18 protein-coding genes and 2 pseudogenes are annotated in these 20,762 nt (G+C 42.6%); 10 read left to right on the top strand and 10 right to left on the bottom strand.

Annotated elements, in window-relative coordinates:
• Positions 1-256, bottom strand: a pseudogene (locus F6K53_RS32165) (hypothetical protein); the annotation flags it as partial.
• Positions 257-703: 447 nt separating this feature from the next.
• Between F6K53_RS32165 and F6K53_RS32160 the strand changes: the two are divergent.
• Both F6K53_RS32160 and F6K53_RS32155 read left to right on the top strand, forming a co-directional pair.
• Positions 704-1,729 carry a Yae1 family protein gene (locus tag F6K53_RS32160; RefSeq protein ID WP_293020221.1) on the top strand — a complete coding sequence of 342 codons (1,026 nt, stop codon included), beginning with the start codon at positions 704-706 and terminating at the stop codon, positions 1,727-1,729.
• 103 nt (positions 1,730-1,832) lie between these two features.
• Positions 1,833-2,834, top strand: coding sequence for a hypothetical protein (locus tag F6K53_RS32155; protein ID WP_293020223.1), 1,002 nt, complete (start codon positions 1,833-1,835; stop codon positions 2,832-2,834).
• A gap of 36 nt (positions 2,835-2,870) precedes the next feature.
• Here the strand turns inward: F6K53_RS32155 and F6K53_RS32150 are convergent, their stop codons facing one another.
• Positions 2,871-3,506, bottom strand: coding sequence for a restriction endonuclease subunit R (locus F6K53_RS32150; RefSeq protein ID WP_293020225.1), 636 nt, complete (start codon positions 3,504-3,506; stop codon positions 2,871-2,873).
• A gap of 22 nt (positions 3,507-3,528) precedes the next feature.
• Here F6K53_RS32150 and F6K53_RS32145 point away from each other — a divergent pair, with 22 nt between their 5' ends.
• Complete coding sequence (locus tag F6K53_RS32145; protein ID WP_293020227.1) at positions 3,529-3,693, top strand: hypothetical protein; 165 nt, start codon at positions 3,529-3,531, stop codon at positions 3,691-3,693.
• On the opposite strand, the gene F6K53_RS32140 is transcribed toward F6K53_RS32145, so the two are convergent.
• Positions 3,656-5,260: a Gldg family protein gene (locus F6K53_RS32140; protein WP_293020229.1), complete on the bottom strand. Its 1,605-nt coding sequence runs from the start codon at positions 5,258-5,260 to the stop codon at positions 3,656-3,658. The genes F6K53_RS32145 and F6K53_RS32140 overlap by 38 nt on opposite strands.
• Positions 5,261-5,356: 96 nt before the next feature.
• Complete coding sequence (locus F6K53_RS32135) at positions 5,357-5,575, bottom strand: hypothetical protein (protein WP_293020231.1); 219 nt, start codon at positions 5,573-5,575, stop codon at positions 5,357-5,359.
• 494 nt (positions 5,576-6,069) lie between these two features.
• On the opposite strand from F6K53_RS32135, the gene F6K53_RS32130 reads away from it, so the two are divergent.
• Positions 6,070-7,476 (top strand): serine/threonine-protein kinase, encoded by a 1,407-nt coding sequence (locus tag F6K53_RS32130; protein WP_293069699.1) that lies wholly within the window; start codon positions 6,070-6,072, stop codon positions 7,474-7,476.
• A 502-nt stretch (positions 7,477-7,978) separates the two neighbouring features.
• Here the strand turns inward: F6K53_RS32130 and F6K53_RS32125 are convergent.
• The 3 genes from F6K53_RS32125 to F6K53_RS32115 form a co-directional block, all read right to left on the bottom strand.
• Positions 7,979-8,899, bottom strand: a complete 921-nt coding sequence (locus F6K53_RS32125) for a pyridoxamine 5'-phosphate oxidase family protein (RefSeq protein WP_293020235.1) — start codon at positions 8,897-8,899, stop codon at positions 7,979-7,981.
• A 384-nt stretch (positions 8,900-9,283) separates the two neighbouring features.
• Complete coding sequence (locus tag F6K53_RS32120) at positions 9,284-10,084, bottom strand: ABC transporter permease (protein ID WP_293083485.1); 801 nt, start codon at positions 10,082-10,084, stop codon at positions 9,284-9,286.
• A gap of 211 nt (positions 10,085-10,295) precedes the next feature.
• Positions 10,296-11,324 (bottom strand): ABC transporter ATP-binding protein, encoded by a 1,029-nt coding sequence (locus F6K53_RS32115; RefSeq protein ID WP_293069700.1) that lies wholly within the window; start codon positions 11,322-11,324, stop codon positions 10,296-10,298.
• A gap of 139 nt (positions 11,325-11,463) precedes the next feature.
• Between F6K53_RS32115 and F6K53_RS32110 the strand changes: the two are divergent.
• The 5 genes and pseudogenes from F6K53_RS32110 to F6K53_RS32090 all read left to right on the top strand — a co-directional run bounded on the left by F6K53_RS32110 (position 11,464) and on the right by F6K53_RS32090 (position 14,925).
• A pseudogene (locus F6K53_RS32110) lies at positions 11,464-12,108 on the top strand (DUF1565 domain-containing protein).
• The gene (locus F6K53_RS32105; RefSeq protein WP_293020238.1) at positions 12,089-12,436 is read left to right on the top strand and encodes a hypothetical protein; all 348 of its coding nucleotides are present in this window, start codon (positions 12,089-12,091) and stop codon (positions 12,434-12,436) included. Before F6K53_RS32110 ends, F6K53_RS32105 begins: the two are co-directional and overlap by 20 nt.
• Before the next feature lie 77 nt (positions 12,437-12,513).
• Positions 12,514-12,948, top strand: a complete 435-nt coding sequence (locus F6K53_RS32100; RefSeq protein WP_293020240.1) for an S-layer homology domain-containing protein — start codon at positions 12,514-12,516, stop codon at positions 12,946-12,948.
• Between the two features lie 332 nt (positions 12,949-13,280).
• A complete protein-coding gene (locus F6K53_RS32095) occupies positions 13,281-14,093 on the top strand; it encodes a hypothetical protein (protein ID WP_293020242.1) in 813 nt (270 codons plus the stop codon).
• A gap of 325 nt (positions 14,094-14,418) precedes the next feature.
• A complete protein-coding gene (locus F6K53_RS32090; protein WP_293020244.1) occupies positions 14,419-14,925 on the top strand; it encodes a hypothetical protein in 507 nt (168 codons plus the stop codon).
• 283 nt (positions 14,926-15,208) lie between these two features.
• Here the strand turns inward: F6K53_RS32090 and F6K53_RS32085 are convergent, their stop codons facing one another.
• The gene (locus F6K53_RS32085; protein WP_293069702.1) at positions 15,209-15,730 is read right to left on the bottom strand and encodes a phycobiliprotein lyase; all 522 of its coding nucleotides are present in this window, start codon (positions 15,728-15,730) and stop codon (positions 15,209-15,211) included.
• Positions 15,731-15,851: 121 nt separating this feature from the next.
• On the bottom strand, positions 15,852-16,526 hold the full coding sequence (locus F6K53_RS32080) for a HEAT repeat domain-containing protein (protein ID WP_293046315.1): 675 nt from the start codon (positions 16,524-16,526) through the stop codon (positions 15,852-15,854).
• A gap of 582 nt (positions 16,527-17,108) precedes the next feature.
• Between F6K53_RS32080 and F6K53_RS32075 the strand changes: the two genes are divergently transcribed.
• Positions 17,109-19,541 carry a GAF domain-containing protein gene (locus F6K53_RS32075; protein WP_293069704.1) on the top strand — a complete coding sequence of 811 codons (2,433 nt, stop codon included), beginning with the start codon at positions 17,109-17,111 and terminating at the stop codon, positions 19,539-19,541.
• A gap of 121 nt (positions 19,542-19,662) precedes the next feature.
• On the opposite strand, the gene psbN is transcribed toward F6K53_RS32075, so the two are convergent.
• A complete protein-coding gene (gene psbN, locus F6K53_RS32070) occupies positions 19,663-19,794 on the bottom strand; it encodes a photosystem II reaction center protein PsbN (RefSeq protein WP_008180512.1) in 132 nt (43 codons plus the stop codon).
• Between the last annotated feature and the right edge of the window lie 968 nt (positions 19,795-20,762).

Here is a 20,762-nt window from a genome sequence, read left to right as displayed (position 1 = left end):
CTTCTCTTAAATGAAGCGTACGCAGAGCCCTGGCTTTAGCCAGACCACGAAGTGCGCCCTTCAGGCGATCATGCCAAAGAGATGCCCCTTCGCGATCGCATTTATTTTGACTTTTCAGACATCCTCTAAGTTTTTCAATAATCTGACCGCCGCGTACTGAAGAAAAATCAATGTAATACTTGCGATCATCCTCATTGTCCACAGCTAAGGTTTTACTGGGGTTGGTAGCTCGGTAAAACGTTTGTAAATCGGTCATATTACTTTTCTATTGGTAGAGTTTTTTCCCTATTCTGTACCAAGCTGCGGTTGGAACATCGAACCCTTCATCCGAGCTGGCATTCTGCACCCACTCTATTTTATATCATTTTCGGTTGAACACTTATAAATAGTAGGGAACAGGGAATAGGGAATAGGGAACAGGGAATAGGTAAGAGTAGGAAAGAAATCCGATAAATTTTTGGGGTGATGCGAAATAAGTATTGATTTTTATGGTCAGTTTTTAAAAACTTATTACAGTTTTTTGCTGTATTTTTTTGGAATCACAAATTCCTAATTATCGGTTATAATAATTATGAGTTAAAGATAATTTTCTCCTACTCCCTACTCCCTACTCCCTACTCCCTACTCCCTACTCCCTACTCCCTACTCCCTACTCCCTATTCCCTATTCCCTACTCCCTTTCCGATAGTCTTTAAAGTGTTCCATGACCAGAAACGTCCATGACCAATTTGCCAAACAATGTCTTAAAGAACTCCTCGACCCCCTGGGGAAAGTGGAAACAAGCTGGAAAGTGCCTGGGGAAGTTCAAGAAATTGATGTTTACTTTTTGCCATCCCAGCCACTAACCACCAATGGACAAAGCCTAGGATTACTCGGACAACTGGCCACAACCCCTGCTATTTTTGAACCCTTCCGCAACCCAGTCAGTAAATTTGAAGTGCTCACTTGTATCGGTAAACTGATTCAGGTTCATGGTCAAGTTTTCCGTCAGGCTAAGCGAACTAATGCCCAAGTTAGGGTGATAGAACTGCCTCGTTTATGGATTCTCTCCCCAACCGCTTCCGAAGAGTTTTTAGAAAGCTTCAATTTCCAAGCAGATCTAGTTAATTATCCCAGGGGGATGTACTTTCTGGGTAAATCCTTGTATACGGCAATTGTGGCGATTCACCAACTGCCAGTTACCTCAGAAACCTTATGGTTGAGAATTCTTGGTAGAGGTAGAGTGCAACAGCAAGCAATTGAGGAGTTGAAATCCCTACCGAACGGGAGTCAGCACAAAGACAATATCCTAGAATTAGTATATGACATGCTGGCGATATTAGACGCACGTATCAAACAAAATCAAAACCTTGAGGAAGATGACCGGGAGTTAATCATGCAATTATCTCAGATATATCAACAACGACTGGAATTGGCTACCGAGCTTGGCAGACAAGAGGGAATAGTGCAAGGTAAACAAGAAGGACTAGTCGAGGGCAAACAAGAAGGACTAGTCGAGGGCAAACAAGAAGGACTAGTCGAGGGCAAACAAGAAGGACTAGTCCAAGGCAAGCAAAACGAACGTCGTAGTATGGTCACTTACTTATTGCGTAGCCGTTTTGGTGAACTAGACCAGGAACTGCTGGGAATCATTGAGCCATTGATGGCACTCTCTCCAGAAGAATTTATCCCCCTACTCTTACAATTGTCTCGACTAGAATTATTGACTCGATTTGGAGAGCGAAATTAGGTGATTAATCCCCAATGTCGTGCCGGTTGACTAGCTCGATCATCCGCTTATTACTTAACTCGTAATTAAATACTAATTAAATCAATAGTCCTGAGGGTGTTCCATGACCAGAAACGTCCATGACCAAAAGCCCATCCAATGTCTTAAAAAACTCCTCGACCCCCTGGGGAAGGTAGAAACGAACTGGGAAGTGCCTGGGGAAGTTCAAGAAATTGATGTTTACTTTTTGCCATCCCAGGCACTAGCCACCAATGGACAAAGCCTGGGATTACTCGGAAAACTGGTGACAACCCCTGTAATGTTTGAACCGTTCCGCAACCCAGTTACTCAATTTGAAGTCCTCAGTTGTATCGGTAAACTGGCCCAGGTTCATGATCAAGTTTTCCGTGAGGCTAAGCGGGCTAATGCCCAAGTTAGGGTGACAGAACTGCCTCGTTTATGGATTCTTTCCCCAACCGCTTCGGAAGAGTTTTTAGAAAGCTTTAATTTTCAACCAGATCTAGTTAATTATCCCAAGGGGATGTACTTTCTGGGGAAATCCTTGTATACGGCGATTGTGGCGATTCACCAACTACCAGTGACCCCGGAAACCTTATGGTTGAGAATTCTCGGTAGAGGTAGAGTGCAACAGCAAGCAATTGAGGAGTTGAAATCCCTACCGAACGGGAGTCAGCACAAAGACAATATCCTAGAATTAGTATATGACATGCTGGCGATATTAGACGCACGTATCAAACAAAATCAAAACCTTGAGGAAGATGACCGGGAGTTAATCATGCAATTATCTCAGATATATCAACAACGACTGGAATTGGCTACCGAGCTTGGCAGACAAGAGGGAATAGTGCAAGGTAAACAAGAAGGAATAGTGCAAGGCAAACAAGAGGGACTAGTCGAGGGCAAACAAGAAGGACTAGTCCAAGGTAGGCAAAACGAACGCCGTAGTATGGTCACCTACTTATTGCGTAGCCGTTTTGGTGAACTAGACCAGGAACTGCTGGGAATTATTGAGCCATTGATGGCACTCTCTCCAGAAGAATTTACCCCCCTACTCTTACATTTGTCTCGACTAGAATTATTGAATCGATTTGGAGAGCGAACATAGTCGCTAGGGAGTATGTTCACAAATCAAATGGAAATGCTATAGAAGCGCTATAGCTTTAATAACTTGTAGTAATTTAATCGATGACTCCGATTCCATCAGGTTTAATACTGGCATCAACTGATAAATCGGAGGATTGCCAGCTTGGAGATAAATAAACTGATAAATGTATCCGTTAGTCGATAGTCCCCAAACTGAGTCTTGATGGTCTAAACTCTTATAGGCATAGGTCAGTAATTGAGGTAACCCGACGGATACGTCAGCACTACTGTTTTTAGTTTCGATAACTAAGACCCAAAACGATACTTTATCTACTGTCTGTTGAGCTTTGTTAATTGCTAGAATATCTAGTCTGCCAGTAATTTTGGTATCCTGCTCTTGAATATCAATATCAGCAATCTCTTCTTCCAAGGAAATCTTTATTGGAGAGCGATAGAAGCCAGCTAATCGCAGTAAGGGAAAAACAGTTAGGGCTTTTACCAGTCCTTCAGATACTTTACCCGCGATTAAGTAATTATCAAAATCAGTCCGAATTTGTTCCAATTCCCGTTGCTCAAATTCAGTAATAGTGTCTAGGGATAACCGGGAAGTTAATGAACTATTGTATTGCCGTTGAAAGCCAAAGGTATGATGCACATCTTCTAGAGATAGGTGACTAGCTTGTATAATTGTCATAAGTTTATAGGATTATGATAGGTTGATAGGGATCCGTGTAGGAATTCTAAAAATTCTTGATCCCATATTCCCTACTCCCTACTCCCTACTCCCTATTCCCTGTTCCCTGTTCCCTACTCCCTTTCCTATAGTTATATCAGTTATCAATACTAACGGCGTTGCCACCATACCAACCCAGCTGTGGTAAACCCGACTAAGGGCATAAGTAACAGGGCAGTCCAACCCAGTAACTCAGCCTGGATTGCTGTTAGGTTAATCCGTCGATTGTTTTGTTCTTTAGGGCGGATAGATAGGACTTGATCATCTTGCTTGCTTAACCAGCTGATGGTGTTGAGAAAAACATCACCATTTAATTGCTGATCAAACCAACCATTGGTGGCAAAAGTAGAGTTACCATAGACTACTAGACGAGATGAAGAGGTCTTTTTGTTACCATCCTCTTGAGGAGTAGCTTGATCAATCCCTTCCGCTTGGCGGCTTAATGCTACACCTAGGATTAACGGACCAGGGCGATCGCTTTCTGGATTCAATTCCAGTGGCTGCTGTTTAGGATTGCTCTCAGCCCAAGTTCTGTCATTGGTAATTAGCAGAGGAGTTTCCTGGATACCATCTACTGGGGTAATTAAGAGCGATCGCGCCCAGGGATAAAAGGAAAATCCGTCGGCAAATTCCGTGGTAATGGGATGATTCCCGTAGCTGGTGACCATGGGAGTTGCTGCACCAAGCACTAAGGAACGTTCTGGAGCAGACGGGTCAATCACTAACCTACTGTCTAGCTTAATTCCCCAGTCTTTGAGAAAGCTATCCAATTCAGGATTAGTATCAGGGTCGAGCATCAATAGTAAGCTACCACCCTTAGATAGATAGTTACGTAACCCTTTGACTTCTTTTTCTAATAATGGTCGCATCGGACCTGCACTAACCACGATTGATGCATCGGCTGGAACCTCTGAGCGTTCAGCTAGGTTAAGGGGTTGAACCGTAAAATTTTTATCCTCTAGAACACGTACTGCCTCAGATAATCCCCCTTCTACTTCTGCTAAGGATTTTTCTCCGTGACCTTGGAGGAAGTAAACCCTAACCGAAATTTCCCGAGTCAGGGTTTCGATACCACTAGTAAGACTAGCTTCTGACAGAGGTTGGGTATCATTAACAGCTTGCAATAATTGTTGCTTGTCTTTATATTGTAGATAAACTTCTCCGATAGACTGAACACCAAATTTCTGAGCTAGTGCTGGTTTTAGCTGAGGGTCAACAAACTGAAATTCAAAGTTTGACCCATACCGACGAAAGTTCTCTAACAACTCTCGGTCATCTGGATTGGGTTGTGGATTAAAGATCCAAACCTTAAGGGGCTGTCGTAAATTTTGCACCACTTGCTGGGACTGGGGTGACAGAGTATATAACTTATTTTCTGTGAAATCGATCCGTTGGGTATAGCGCACCCCTAAAAAGTTAATCAGCCCCAAAATCACTAACATAGCTAAGGTAGAAATAATAGCATTGGTTCCGACTTGGGTAGAACGGCTTTGCCAGAATTTCGGAGCCAACTGGGCTAAAAATACTAGCCCCACAAGACTAATGACAATACCAGCAATCAGTAACCCTAATGCGTCTGGGGACCATTTTTCAGTCATAATCCTGACAGTGATTCCCGCCATGGTCAGTAGTGGCCCGAGCCAGAAAAGGTAAAGGAGATACTTCTTGGTTTTGCTTGTCTTCATCTCAAACCTCACGGCAGCTGCAACTATCATTACTGATTGTAAGCATTCAGCTTAACCCCCTAGGTATTAGGCATTAGGCTTAGGCGTTAGGCATTAGGGGGTTTGACAGGGTAATCCTGGGTTCCCCTAGCGGCTGTTTGAGAGCATCCCATGGAACTTGACCGGGTAATCCTGGGTTCCCGTAGCGGCTGTTTGAGAGCATCCGATGGAACTTAAGACGGTAGTAATGCGATCGCGTAGCAGCGCTGAGCATCCCGTAGCGGCTGTTTGAGAGCATCCGATGGAACTTAAGACGGTAGTAATGCGATCGCTATAGAGTCGAAAATTAAAATAACTAATTTTCATAAGTCCTAATTATTTAGCTATCAGCTATCAGCTATCAGCTATCAGCACTCAGCACTCAGTCTAGGGAGCCGTGTAGGAATTGTGATAATTTTTGATGCCATATTCCGTACTCCCTACTCCCTGTTCCCTATTCCCTATTTCCTTTGCTATAGTCATTCCACACATCCAGCCACACTATTAGTTGGGTGTATTAGTTGGGTGTATAAATTGGTAAATAAGTTTACACTATTTTTATCCATAAAAAGATTATCCTTCATAGTTTTTTTGTAAACTTTGTATAAAGGCTTTGCTTGAATATAAGGTTTGTATAAAATTTATGGGGACTACAATTGCTCCACAATACTTACCAGCTCTAGCTTTCAGGTCACTATCACCCCAAACTCTAAATAGACTTGGGGTGTCAATTACTTAAAATTCAATCCGTTATTATTTTGTTTAAGTTGGAGTAATATAAAGCGTATACATTTTATAACTGATGCACAAACCTACATTCAATGAGCGAATTTCCTGATTTTTCTAACTATGGCTACCAAGTCAAAAAACGATTAGGTCAGAACTATCACAGTGGTCGAGTAACTTATCAAGCCATCCATCTTCAAACTAAGCAAAAAGTTGTAATTAAGCTATTTCAATTTGCTCAATCTAACAGTAGCTGGCATGGTTACCAATCTATTGAAAGTGAGATTAAGGTACTAAAACAGTTACACCATCCTAGGATTCCTCGGTATCTTGACTCCTTTGCTCCTGAGGGTGGTGTTTGTTTGGTACAGGAGTACAAAAACGCTCAACCTTTGTCTGCATACCCAAGCTTTACACCAGAGCAAATTCAGCAAATTGCAGTTCAAATTCTCGAAATTTTGGATTATATCCAACATTTTTATAATCCGATAATTCACCGAGACATTAAACCAGAAAATGTTTTGTTAGATTACAAAATGCGGGTTTACTTAATTGATTTTGGTTTAGCTAAAATTGCCTATGGTTCAATTTATGGAAGTACTACGATGGCTGGCACAGCTGGATTTATGCCACCAGAAAAATTATATAATCAACCCCTCAATAAAGCATCAGATATTTATAGTTTAGGAGTGACACTTATTTGTTTGGTTACGGGAATTAAAACGGCTGAAATTAGTAATTTAATTGATTTAAGCAATCATCGTCTAAAATTCAGGCATTTAGCTTCAGGTTATAGCAAAGAATTTCTTGACTACCTAGACAAGATGGTAGAACCTGACCCTAAAAAGCGTCTTGCCAATCTAGAACGTATTTTTAAATCGGTTCCATCCCCACAGCCAATTCAAAGAAAAGTACTAGCCGAGTTTAGCAACAATCTCAAAGTAAATAACCTGAATAAACGACTAAGTTATGCTATAGTTACTGTAATCACTTTAGGGTTAGGTCTTACCTATGGATTAAACCAAATTGAGCAACTAGTAGTAAGTAAAATCCAACAGCATTTGATAAATGGAGACTATGAAAAATGTATTAACTTAGCTCAAGACGTTCCGGAGTTTTTGAGCATCAATGAAAAATCGATATGCCTCTTAAATGACTGTTCTGTAGCACAACTAAATAAAGCAACTAAACTAGTAGATAACTCTCGACTTATATATAAAGCAATTACTGAAGCAAAAAAAATACCTGCTGAGAGTAATAGTTACGAAGAAGCACAAACGTTAATTACTCAATGGAAAGAATGGCAAAGTGATCAAAATTTAATTAAAAAAGCTCAACAAGACCTAAAAAAACGTAAATGGCAACAAGCCAAAGCAATGGCAGCACAGGTTAAGGCTGAACGTTTCCAGCACCAAGCAATCCAAATTATTAAAACTGCTGAAACAAAACTAAAATATGCTGAATTAGAAAGACTAGCTGCTGAATTAGAAATACAAGGATAAAAGCTGATCATCAAGGCAAATCACTATGCTAATCAGCGACAGTATAGTCAAGCAATATCCATCGCCAAACGGATTCATAACGCTACGCCATCTTATCAAGAAGCACAACGATTAATTGCTGAATGGCAAAACGAAATACCTCAAGTTTTTATAAATTATTGGTCATCCCCAAAAGTTAATGGCGCTCGCTTCGTTGTCGAGAAACTAGAAAAGTGGAAAAATGGCCAATTAAAAATTTATTTTAAAGCTTATAATTACACTAATAAAGATAGCAGATTTTCCGATTTTATCGCCGTTGATAATTTAGGAAATACTTATAGAGGTTATTCAGGCTCTAGTTGGGATGGAACAGTGATGCCTTCTAGGATACCAACTAAAGGTTCTATCACCTTAAAACAACCACTAGATCCTAATGCCTCAGTGATTACACTTAGTTTTCGTCGTGTTTATACTTATAATCCACTAATTAGACTAATCACTCTCAAAACAAAAGGAATCAGAGTTAAGTAGTAAGACTCTCCTTCTTAACAGCAGGATTAGCGGGAGAATACTCTCCAAAGCGCCAGCGTATAGGGCTAGCATTAGTTGTCTCTAAGACCTGCTCAATATGAAACTCCACTAACCGTTGCGCTCCTGGAACGGTAGTGAATTGTGACTGATCCCAAATCACCTCGGCTGTTCCGGTCAGTTGTAAGGTATTGCCTCGCTCAAAATCGATGAACAGCAGACCAGCACGGGGATTCACTGTCAGGTTACCTAGGGTTTGAAACATATTATTGCCAGCATAATCGGGAAACACTAGCTGATGATCACTGATCACCTGGATAAATCCCGGATATCCACCCCGATGAGAGGCATCTGCGCCAGTTTCTGGATTGAAACTGGCAATGAAAAAGGTATCAGATTGGGTAATCCAGTCTTGCTCGGTTGTGGTCAAAGCCTCAAAGCTGCGAATTTCAGGCTGCGTTGACTCAGGGATATCAGTCTCTAGATGACGCAGCTGGATGTATTTGGGACAGTTGAAAAATACCTCAGTGGTCTGCATCACAATCTGCCCTTTGCCTTCTACTCTACCCAAGCCATTCATCCGCAAGCGTTTACGGGTAGTTAGGTCAATCACCAGAAGTCCCAGTACTCCATTTTTCGCCAAGTTTTCGTACAACGGATCCCCATCGATAGGGATACAGTTAATCTCGACAGTTTGATTATCTAAAACTCGGACAAAACCAGGTTTACCAGTCAGCAGTGATGCCCAAACCAAGCCATTGGTATCCACACTACTAGCGATCGCTAATTGTTGGGTTGTCAGGAGCATCTGAGCAGCAGTTTTGATCACGGGAGTAATCATCGAGCTGAGTTTCTCAGCTTCTTCGGTTACCCCAGCCCGAGTTTGAACAGCAATCTCTCCAGTGTGAAAGCTCATAATCTACTCCTTTGGGGATCGTGACACAGAAAACAGCAGTTTTCTTATACACAGAATTTCTGTATATGTCTGTATCTAAAATATAAAACTGTCCAGATTTGGGCTAAAGAAGACTATCACCGAGCACCGGACAGGATACAACCAGTCAGGGGTGTTAGGTCAATAGTTGCCTATCCCTGAAGTTTCTATAATTTCAGACTACTGGGAAGACAAGAGCAAAATGTCTCAGTTTTTGTCTCAGTTTTTTCTGGTGTTGTTTAACTGACAATGACTAGCCTCAGTTCGATGTCATAAATTGCTGTAAAAAATTGTCAGGTTTTGAGGAAAGCATTCAGCTATCAGCTATCAGCTATCAGTTATCAGATATCAGCATATGCTTACATACTAAGAACGCTCAAATCTCAATGCATCAATAGACTGAGCAGTTAGAAAAATACCGATAAAGATATAACTCAAAAACAGAATTATACTACTAGTATCCAAAACACCCTGAATCAGATTTTTATAATTTTCCAGCAACGATAAATGACCTAAGGCTTCCCCAAGGGGTCCACTAACATTTTTAGCAATCAAATCAATCACCCAAAGTCCTAAAACCAGAGCAAAGGTGAGGATTGCTGACAAAATTGAGCTATCAGTTAGGGAAGAAATGAACATCCCCAGAGAAAGCACCGATGCTGCCAGTAAAATTAATCCGGCGTGGGCGAGTAACGGTAGGACAGGTTGAACCGGGGGATCTGTAGCACTAAATGCGATCGCTTCATAGGCAAGTAAGGGTAGCACCATAAAGCTATAAAATGTCACCACTCCCAAGAGTTTACCTACGGCTACAGCCCAATTCGTTAGTGGAGAAGTGGCCAAAAGCTCCAAAGTCCTGCGTTTGCGTTCCTCAGCATAGAGTCCCATGGACAGAATTGGTAACACAAATAACGACAGTGAACCCATCACTTCCAAGAATTGACGCAAAAATACATAGGCAACATCCACTGGTGGTATCGGTAAACCCAATTGTTCTGCCGTTGCAACTTGGTTAATAATACCCTCTTGATCCAAAAGAATTTCTACAAAAAAGGAGCCAGACAGCCACCAAAATACACCGGCGATAACATAAGCGAATGGTGAAGCAAAATAGCCCTGTAATTCTTTCCTAAAAATTGCTAATATATTCCAAATTATAATCATTATTTATTTTATGAAAAAGGGTGATTTTTGGGGTTTAAGGTTTAAAATTGAAGGTTTAAGGTTTAAGGTTTAAGGTTAGTTAGTTGAAGGTTTAAGGTTAACTCTTAGTTAGTTTGAAGGTTGAATGTTAGTTAGGTAAGGATTAGTTATTCAGGATTAGTTATTTTAAGGTTACTTAGTTAAAGGTTGTCAAAATAACTTTCATCCTTGATGGTTAATCCTTCATCGTTAATCCTTCATCAGATTCCTGAGACTCCTGTAAATCATAATCCTGTAAATCAGGATCGGGTTCAGGCAGTGGTTTTTCGGTCGTAGTCAGTTTCAAAAAGACATCTTCCAGGGTAGCGCGAGTCCGTCGCATTTCGTATATCCCTACACCAGCTCCCACAGTCACAGCTGCAATATCCCGTGCGGGTTCTGCTCCCGGTGCTGATACGATGTGGAATAAAGAGCGTCCGCCAGGTAAATTTTGATCATTAACCAGTTCCACCAGGCAAACTCCTGGTATAACTTGTAATAATTTCTGTAACTCCTGTGCATCACCATCTATTTCTAACTCATAACCTGATCCCCCGGTTAACTCCGCCAGTAACTTGTCTGGACTATCTGTTGCTACAATTTTGCCTTCATTGATAATGGCTACCCGGCTACAGGTCATACTCACTTCTGGTAGAATGTGGGTTGAGAGGATAATAGTATGGTCACCAGCAAGGCTCTTAATTAAGTTACGGACATCAATGATTTGCCGAGGATCAAGACCAACTGTAGGTTCATCTAGAATGATGGCCGGTGGGTCATGTACAATTGCCTGAGCGATACCCACCCGTTGACGGAAGCCCTTAGAAAGCTTGCGGATCAGTAGCTTGGCCTTGCTCGTTATGTTACAGCGCTCCATGGCAGTTTTGACCTTAGTAGTGCGATCGCCTGCAGCAACACCTTTAATACGGGCAACAAAGTGCAAAAATCCTTCAACGGTCATGTCCGGATACAGTGGCGGAAATTCCGGTAAATAACCAATTCGGCGTCGTACTGCCATAGAATTTTCATGAACATCATAATTAGCAATTCGGGCAGTACCATGGGTTGCTGGTAAATAGCCTGCCAAAATTCGCATGGTAGTGGTTTTCCCTGCACCATTCGGTCCAAGGAACCCTAGGATTTCTCCTGGTTCAACCCTGAAAGTAACATTCTCTATCGCTGGGGTGGTGCCATAGATTTTGCTTAGATGCTCTACTTCTATCATATTTTTAAGTATTACGTGTTAAGTATTAGCTGTTAAGTATTAGGTATTAAATCTTAAGTATTAAATCTTAAGTGTTAAATCTTACGTGTTAAATCTTACGTGTTAAGTATTATGTGTTAATTGCCATTTACTGACTAATATGGTTAAATCTACTATTTACGTTAACCCAGTCACTGGTAAGGATAGCGATACTGGTGATAGTGTTCCGTTTAAAACCTTGACTAAGGCACTTTCTATTGCCACTGCTGGAACTACCATTCACTTAGCAGCTGGTACCTATAATGCTGCTAGGGTCTAAGTTTTTCCCCTCGTTATTCCTAAGGGAGTGATGGTTCTTGGCAATGAACCGACCAAGGGTAAGAATATTGTGATTTCCGGCAGTGGGAACTATGTCAGCCCGACGTTTAATCGTCAAAATATTACCATCCGTTTAGATTCCAAGGCTCAATTAAGAGGAGTAACGGTTACTAATCCGGGCAAATTGGGGACAGCGGTCTGGATTGAATCTACCTCACCGATTATTGCCAATAATACCTTTACTCGCTGTGGTCGTGAAGGGATATTTGTTACTGGCACAGCCAAACCCATGATTCTGGATAATGTATTGTACGCTAACGCTTCCAGTGGCATCTTTCTGGTGCGTAATGCCAAAGGGGAAGTGCGAGGCAATGTTTGTCAAAAGACTGGTTATGGGATTGCCATCAGCGACTTGCCCCCAGCAAAATCTGACCAGAGTTCAAGGTCTGGTATCCCTAGTCAAGGGTTTGGGGTTAACAGGTGGTGAGTCTAGGGAACTCGGGTTTTATCGCGATCGCGTTCAGATTCCCAGCTATGCTACCCAAGCGGTAGCGACAGCAACTCAAAGACGAATGGTAGTGAATTATCCCCAACCCAATCAGCTCAATCCCATGAGGCCGATTACCCGTGGTGAGGTGGTAGCATTGATTTACCAGGCATTGGTAGCAACAGGCTCTGCAGATGCGATTGGCCGTAGGCCACGCGGGGCGCGATCGCATCTCCTTATATTGTTAACCCTAACCCTTACATTACCTCCTTCAGCGATATACCTGGACACTGGGCAGAAGATTTTATTCGCCGCCTCGGTAGTCTAAACCTGATTAGTGGCTTTGCCGATGGCAGCTTTCAAGCAGATGCCCCTCTAACTCGGGCTGAGTACGCTGCCCTACTGGTGAAAGTGTTTGACCCCAATCCGATCCGTCCAGCTACCCAATTTATTGATGTCCCCCTGAATTTCTGGGCATTACCAGCTATCAACCAATCCTATCGTGGTGGCTTTCTCTCGGGATACCCCGACCAAACCTTCCATCCTCAGCAGACCTTGCGGCGTGTTGATTTGATTGCCTCTCTAGTCAATGGGCTGTCTTTAGCCAAAACTGTAGACAAGTCAGTGAAAGAGTCTTCTGACATTTCCAAAATTTACGAAGATTGGAAGGATATTCCTGCTTATGCTACCGAAGCAGTTGCGTACGCTACCATCGCCAAAATTGTCGTTAACCACCCCAACCCGACCCTGTTGCATCCCAAGCGGGAAGCAAAGCGAGCTGATGCGATTGGCCGTAGGCCACGCGGGGCGCGTTCGCATTTATCTATCAGGCCTTGGTGAAAACAGGACGTGTCACTGAGTTCAACTCACCGTATAGTGTTGTCATGAGTCCTGAGTCCTGATTTCAGTGACCAACCAACTCACTACCAAAACTAGTTGCAGGTTGTAGGTTACAGGTTGCAGGTTGCAGGTTGCAGGTTACAGGTTACAGGTTGCAGGTTGCAGGTTACAGGTTGCAGGTTGCAGGTTGCAGGTTGTAGGTTGCAGGTTGCAGGATATAGGTTATATTACCAAGCGACGTTGCCAGAAGCCGCTGTGGCTCCATAATTTGCCACATGTGCGACCTTTCCACCTGGAATCGTACCACCTTCCCACCTTGAACCCTTTTACCCATGACCAATGACTCAGATTTAGCCATTGCCTATGCCCTTGCCTTGCTCAGTCACTATGGGTTTGAGCTCAGGGGTTACACTGTAGAAGAATTAGTCAATCTATGGCTTGAGAACTATCCTGCCAATTGGGTGCGTCTAGCGGTGATTGAGGCACTTTATCAAGGGCGTTACAAAGCGATATCTGTAGAGCAAATTTTGGCAGTCTGGTTACGACGAGGACAGCCTATATATCGCTTTAATCATGAGTTTGAGCGGATGGTTTGTCGTAAATTTCCCCAAAATTTAACCGCTCCGGTCGATAGTAGATCCACAACCGAGAGCTTAGAACTAAGTTTACAGTGGGTAGACAATGTTGCTGAAACCTCTCTAGGTACTAGTTCCGATGAAATTACACCAGAGCAAGGGATGCTTGAGTCAAAGACACTCCAAGCACCACCAACAGGCCAACAGGAAACTTCCCCCCCAGCCAATACCATATCATCCAAAATACCTGAAAAATCAGTCAAGCCCAGAGAAAGCTTCCCAAAGCCTCTGAGCAAAGCCCGTGCTAGTCCTAGCTACAATGTAGATTGGTCAAGTTATGAGCTTAACAAAAAGCCAATTCACCAATTTCATCCACCACCAGACTCTTCAGATGTCTACCTTAAGCTGAAGGCAGTTGTCCAGCACCAAGACTCTGGTACAGTCACAGCTACCGTAGTCGATAAGCAGGTCAGTGATTCAGCTTCGAGTGCCTTGGAAGATCAGGAGGTCGAAAGTAGCTCAGAGGTAGAGAGTCCTTACCAGGCCACTGTTAACCTGGATCAAAGTTAACCATCCCACGATTAATCCCCGTGGGATGATTGGCCGTAGGCCACGCTACGCGAACGGATCTAATCATACCAAATCCTCCCTGATCCCCCTATGGCATACCCCATTGTGATTCAATTATTTTTTATAAACTTTCATCAAACTATCAAGTAATATTCATTAAAATTTCATATATTAGGTAGATATCTAGCAATTAATTTATATAATTAATTCCAATATAAAGTCCTTTATTCACAAAAAAAAAATTATATATTATTATCTAGCTATTAATTTATATAATTAATTCCGATATAAAGTTCTTTATTCACAGTAAATCTAGGTAAATTGGATGCATGAAAAAAGTTTTTGTTTTCCCCTATTTTCTGGTTTAATAGCCGGACTAATTTTTGGAATACAGCTGACTTTATTTGTACAAATAATTTTTGAAAACTACTCTGCCCGAGCCTGTGCCAAAATTCCCGATGGCAAATTTGCTGTTTTTGTACCAACAAGTTATTTATTGAATAAAATAAATCTTAAACGAGTCGTTATATCTAACAAATGGGCTTACAATTACAATTGTAAGCTATTTAAATCCAAGCATGATTATATTAAAAATTCTAAGGTCATTAAGTCGGATTCATTTATAAAAGATAACTATGCCCCAACCGGTTATATACAGGTGCCATCAGAGAGATATATGCTCAGGAAAGTGTGGCGAGGTACCCTGATTGGCTATTTTTCTGAATATGAGGCAAATTTAGTCAGGAACAAAGTCCTGGAAAGTGCTTACAGTAAAGAACCAAAACCTATCGATAAGCCTTTTGTAGTCAATAACATAAATACTAATAATTGAGACTGTAAGCATTCAGCGGTCAGCGGTCAGCGGTCAGCGGTCAGCGGTCAGCCGTCAGCGGTCAGCCGTCAGCCCTGAGACATTCGCGTAGCCTGGCCAACGGCCAAGGCTAACGCTACTGTTCGCGCAGCGTGCGCGTAGCGCAATCGGTGCTTATTTTATTCAAAAGTATCTCAAGTAGCCTGGCCACAGGCCCAAAGCTGATAGCACCTCAAGTAGCGCATTAGCTGATACGCGACACGCTGATACGCGACACGCTGATAGCTGACTCAATGCTTAACTTTCACGTAACACCAAGACGAATTTCTGTGGCCAGAGAAGCCATGGTTAATTGCCCCCCCTGCTGGAGAACGTTAGTGCGTAACCGAAAGTTAGGGCTAGCAAACCAAAAACGTTCTTCAGCATATAGAGTTTTCCCCTCTGTAATCATTGTTAAAACATCATCCTGGCCGATACTGTAACGACATTTTAAGGAAGTTCCTTCAACATCACCATTAGTTCGCAATAGTTTGCCAATGTCAGGATTTTCTGGGTTGGGAACAGGTACAACAACAGTGGAACCAGTTTGCTTTTTCTGCTCTCCTACTACTGTACCGTCCCAAATCACTTTTACACCAAATATAGCCATACCAGGCTCGATTTGGTATTGTTTACAGAGTTTGATCACCTCTGGGGCATCACCAGATAGCATTTCCATAATGATGTTGGACTTACCATTTTTTATGGGTTGAGAGGTAATATGATTACTAGTACGTTGAGAAAACCATCTGCCAGCACTCTGCTCAAAAAACTCTTTAATATCCATTGGCTAAGATTGTAAAAATTTGTGGTAGATCGTGGTGGATCAGTGATGTTGGTAATTTCAATCAAGTGGTTCACTATTGATTCTATCGTGCTATGGTTAGCCGAATTACCAGGATGCTACGCTAGCTTGAGGCTTCAGACAAACGCAATAGAGCCATTTGAGCGGCTTCAGATACTTGAGGATGGCTGTCTTTTGCCAAATAGTTTAATGCCGAGATACTTTTGTCCTGACCCAGTTGACCGAGGGCTTCTGCTAAACGTTGACGCACTATCCAATCCTCTGACTGGGCAAAGCGTAGAATATCGTCTATAGCTTCTGTAGCTTTAATTTCCCCTAAAGCAGCAATAGCAGCTTGTTGGACTAGTACTTCCTGACTATCTAAGGCCTTGGTCAGCACATCACGAGCACGGGGATCTTGGAGATTACCTAGGGACACAGCAGCACTAAAACGTACCAACCATTCAGTATCTTCGTAGAACGCCCTAACTAGAGGTTCAAAGGCTTTGGGGTCACCTAGATATCCCAAAGCCCCAGCAGCAGCAGCACGAATTCCGTAATCTGGGTCAGTTGCCATGAATTTGACCAAAATTGGGTAGCATTCTTCCGTAGGCTTCACTCCCAGGGCGAATATAGCCATAGAGCGAACTGGTAAATTGGGATCATCAAGTACCTTTTTAATTAGGGGCACGGCATCACTGGCTTGAACAGCCCGTAGTGATGCCAGAGCCATCAAGCGATCGCGCATGTTAGGGCTTTCCAGCTGAGCAGAAAGTTGTTCTAAATTAGGGGGCATCATAGTTTATTGGGGTTTGGTTGACAATTAACCTCAGGGGAGTATGAGCAACGGTTGTGATCCGTTGAGAATCTACCCAGCTGTCTGGTAAAGTAATCGCTCTGTAAGCATTCAGCTATCAGCGTGTCGCGTATCAGCGTGTCGCGTATCAGCGTGTCGCGTATCAGCCTTGGCCTTTGGCCACGCTACTTGAGGTGCTATCAGCGTGTCGCGTATCAGCTTATTGGTTAGGTCACAGCGTCGAAGCCTGTGCCACGCTACCTCAGGTGCTTTTGAATCAAATAAGCTGACTGCTGACTGCTGACTGCTGACTGCTGACTGCTTAAATCGCTCTGACCTGCTTGCTAGATCAATCTTTATACACAATTGTCGCTCTGAGTCATGGTTTTGGGAATGCTATGGCTGTATCTATGGAAATTTTTTAGTCAACTAGCTATGGCAAATCAATTCAACTTTCTGCATCTGAGTACAGGTAAGAATAGAAAACAGGCTGATGTGAGAAATACAACCACCCAAGTCACTACAGCCACAGTTGCTGATGGTAACTGTTGAATTGAGAGCTGATCGTTCGATTTCGAGACATCAATGATGAGATTAGAGCAGTTCCAGATTCTACGTGAGCTTACAGTCGATGAGGCAGCCTTTGAGCAGCTTCAAGAAATTTTATTAGCTCAGGAAACCAAATACCAAAAGGCACAAGAGCAAATTCACTTTAAGGCTTCTTTGTTAGATCACTTGCCTAGTGGGATTATTGCCATAGATATGGATGGAAAAATTATCCATTGGAATAGTTATGCCTGTAAGCTATATCAATGGCAAGCCCAAGATGTTATTGGGTCGCAGCTATCCGAGATCATGTTTCCCCCTAGAAGTGATGCTCCCATCAAAGAAATTTTTGCCCAATTGTCCCAGTTAGAGGTTTGGCAGGGTGAGTTGCTCATTCAACGCCAAGACGGTAGCCGATTGGCTAGCGATTTTACCATTAGTGTCCTGCAAGATCAGGTAGGGAAACAGATTGGTTTTGTAGCAACTGTCGTTGATGCTAAAGAGGGCAAACAGGCAGAGATTAACCGTAGGTCACGCTACGCGATTGGCCATAGGCCACGCTACGCGAACGCACTGTCTAACCAGGTGGCTCAAGATAAGCTGAGGCAGGCAATGGGTGATTCCCTTCGGGAAAACTTTGCAGCCCGCATTCGTAAGTCTTTAGATGTGGAGACAATTCTAAATACCACAGTTAATGAAGTTCGTCGATTGTTACAAGCAGATCGGGTAGCGGTTTATCGCTTCGAGTCGGATTGGAGAGGTAGATTTACAGTAGAGTCTGTAGAATCACCCTGGCAGCCGATTACAGGTAGGGAAATGTATAATCCCCACTTCTGGGAAACCCATGCTAATCAGTACCGGTATGGTCCAATCCAAGCCATTGAAGATATCTATTCTGATTCTGGGGGCTTGTCCTCCTATGAAGTTAATTGCCTAGCTCAGCTTCAAGTCGTTGCTAACTTGGTAGTTCCGATTATCTGTCACCCTCAACTAGACCAAAACCAACCTAAAGACTCACCTCTGTGGGGACTATTGGTTGCCCATCAGTGTAGTAGACCACGACAGTGGCAGCTTTGGGAAAGAAATTTGTGGAAATCAGTAGCAGACCATGTAGGAATTGCGATTCAGCAGGCTCAAATTTATCAGGAAAACCAACTCAAAGCTCAACGGGAAGCAACGCTCAATAAGTTTACTCAAAAGATTCGTAGCTCTCTTGATTTAGAGCAGATTTTTACCACAGCCACTCAAGAAATCAGTCAGCTGTTGGACGTTGACCTAGTAGAAATTCAAGAATATCTGCCACAGCGGCAGGTTTGGTTAACCGTATCTCAATCCAGTAAACAAGCTAACTTGAGTAGCCCTTTGGGTGCTGAAACTCCCGATGTGGACAATGAGATTAGTCGCAAGATCAAAAATCTGGAAGTGGTGCGTATTAACAATAGCTGCAACTTAAACCTTCAGGACAGTTGCCATCAGTTACTTGTACCACTAAGGTTTCAAAACCGCCTCTGGGGAAAATTGTGCCTGATCAATATTCATAGTGACTACCAATGGTCTGATGGCGCAGTGACTTTGGTGCAGTCGATGGCTGAGCAACTTGCGATCGCAATTCAGCAAGGCCAGCTTTATCAGCGGCTGGCTAACCTCAACACCGACTTAGAACGGCAAGTACTCGAGCGCACCCAACAACTACGAGAGAGAATCAAGGAACTACAGAGACTAAACATCCTCAAAGATGATTTCTTAAGTACCGTTTCTCATGAACTGCGCACACCTCTATCCAATATGAAAATGGCAATACAGATGCTCAAAATTGCTCCAGAGAGTCAACGACGACAGCGCTATACAGAGATTTTAGAATCTGAGTGTTACAGAGAAATTGAACTAATCAACGATTTACTCGACTTGCAGCGTTTAGAAACCGCCTCTTATCAGGTTTCGCGAACAGTAGTAGACTTGAAAATCTGGTTACGCCGAATCATTGATTCCTTTTGCTCCCGTATCCAGGCACAACAGCAAATTCTGAAGTTGACTCTGTCAGATAATTTGCCATCGGTTTTGATTGACAAGACCAGCTTCGGGCGAATTGTGACAGAACTGTTCAACAATGCTTGTAAATATACTCCAGGCAACAGGCAGATTATTCTTGAGTTTTTTTACCAAAACAATCGGGATCTGATCCCATCAGATACCGTACCCAAGGTAATATTTAAGATCAGCAATCAAGCCGAGATTGCTGATACGGAATTACCCCACATCTTCGATAAGTTCTATCGCATTCCTAATGCTGATCCTTGGAAGCGAGGTGGTACAGGATTAGGTCTGGCTTTGGTGAAGCAGCTAGTCAAGCAGCTCGACGGCATCATTCAGGTAGAAAGCTCTCAGAGATGGACTACATTTACCGTGCAAATTCCGGCTCCTCAAGGCTCCGAACTCAATGAACACGAAAACAGTTTGACGATCAAGTTTTAATCTACCTTCTATGCTTAAGGGACTGCTTTGTCTTTTGCCTAAGGGTAGCGGTTAACTGATAGTTGAGTTGTGCTACCCTAATCACTTGTGACTTTCCCGGTTTTAATGGAAAACTATTATATTAGTCTTCATGTTCTTCAAACTGATCGACTAATTCCGCTGAAGGGGGTCCAAAAGCGGTGTAAATGGATATACCAGTGATACCGATTACAAAAACAAGGATAACAATGCTAAGGACTATTGCGGGTTCCATGGCTCAAATCAAATATAAGTGTGTCTGTTGATGCAGTGGCTTGTGGGGGAAACCCCATTGAGGCTACTGCATCGTTATATGAGTCTGTTTTCTTTTTGACATTCTGCTCTCTAAAATCTCGACAAACCTATACATTTAGTTCTCTCTAGATCGAGAGCATGGCAGGGGATACCCCGACCTGTGCTTGGACGATCACGCCAAAGGCGAGCTAAACGGGATCTATTGTCAGAAGTAGATTCAGAGTCAATTGTAGCTTTTTTTGATGTTGTGTTAACAAATTTTAATTTTATTGCTTTTTTTTAAGAATACCACAGAATATTAATACTGTTAAGATACATTTCCAAAACTATAACTACTAGACAAACTTAGACAGTAGTTGACAAAATTTATTTTTTGTCAACTACTGTCTAAGTTTGTCAACTACTAATCTTCAAAAAGATTAGTTGTTGTGAACGGCAGGCTTGAAAAATATCAGGTACTGTGTTAACAGTGTGTTAATTTTCTTGGGAAAAGGTGAGTTGGCGCCTCATCACGGGGTATGTAGCCCAAAATCCGGAAAATTTTCACGACCTTTACCTCACCAGGTACTTAGGCAAAAACCACGCTTTGATAGTCCTGGCAGTTAATCATGTCTATTGGATGTGCCACTGCCGCAAACTCTCTCAAACAATTTCCGAGTCTGGATTGATTGAATTCAAGCGACTTGTGCAACATTTAACCTGTACAAACCTACTCACAAGCAGATAGGACGATGGTATAGCATTAGTTTTAACTAATGGTTGTTGCCGACAAAGCAATGCCAAAAGCATTGCGCTAATTTTATTAATGGAGGCTCTGCTGCCTACTCTCAAACCGCACTGTAACTTCACTCAGTCCATTATTTTACGTCGCTTAACTTACGACCAGCTGTCTTCGCTTTTAGTTCTTCGTTGGGCGGCAGTGTTCCGAAGTTAAACAAGTTACTAACT

Source organism: Moorena sp. SIO4A1, from assembly GCF_010672065.1.
In the GTDB taxonomy this organism is placed as follows: Bacteria; Cyanobacteriota; Cyanobacteriia; order Cyanobacteriales; family Coleofasciculaceae; genus Moorena.
The sequence above is the reverse complement of the archived record's forward strand: the minus strand, read 5'-3'. Positions and strand labels throughout refer to the sequence as shown.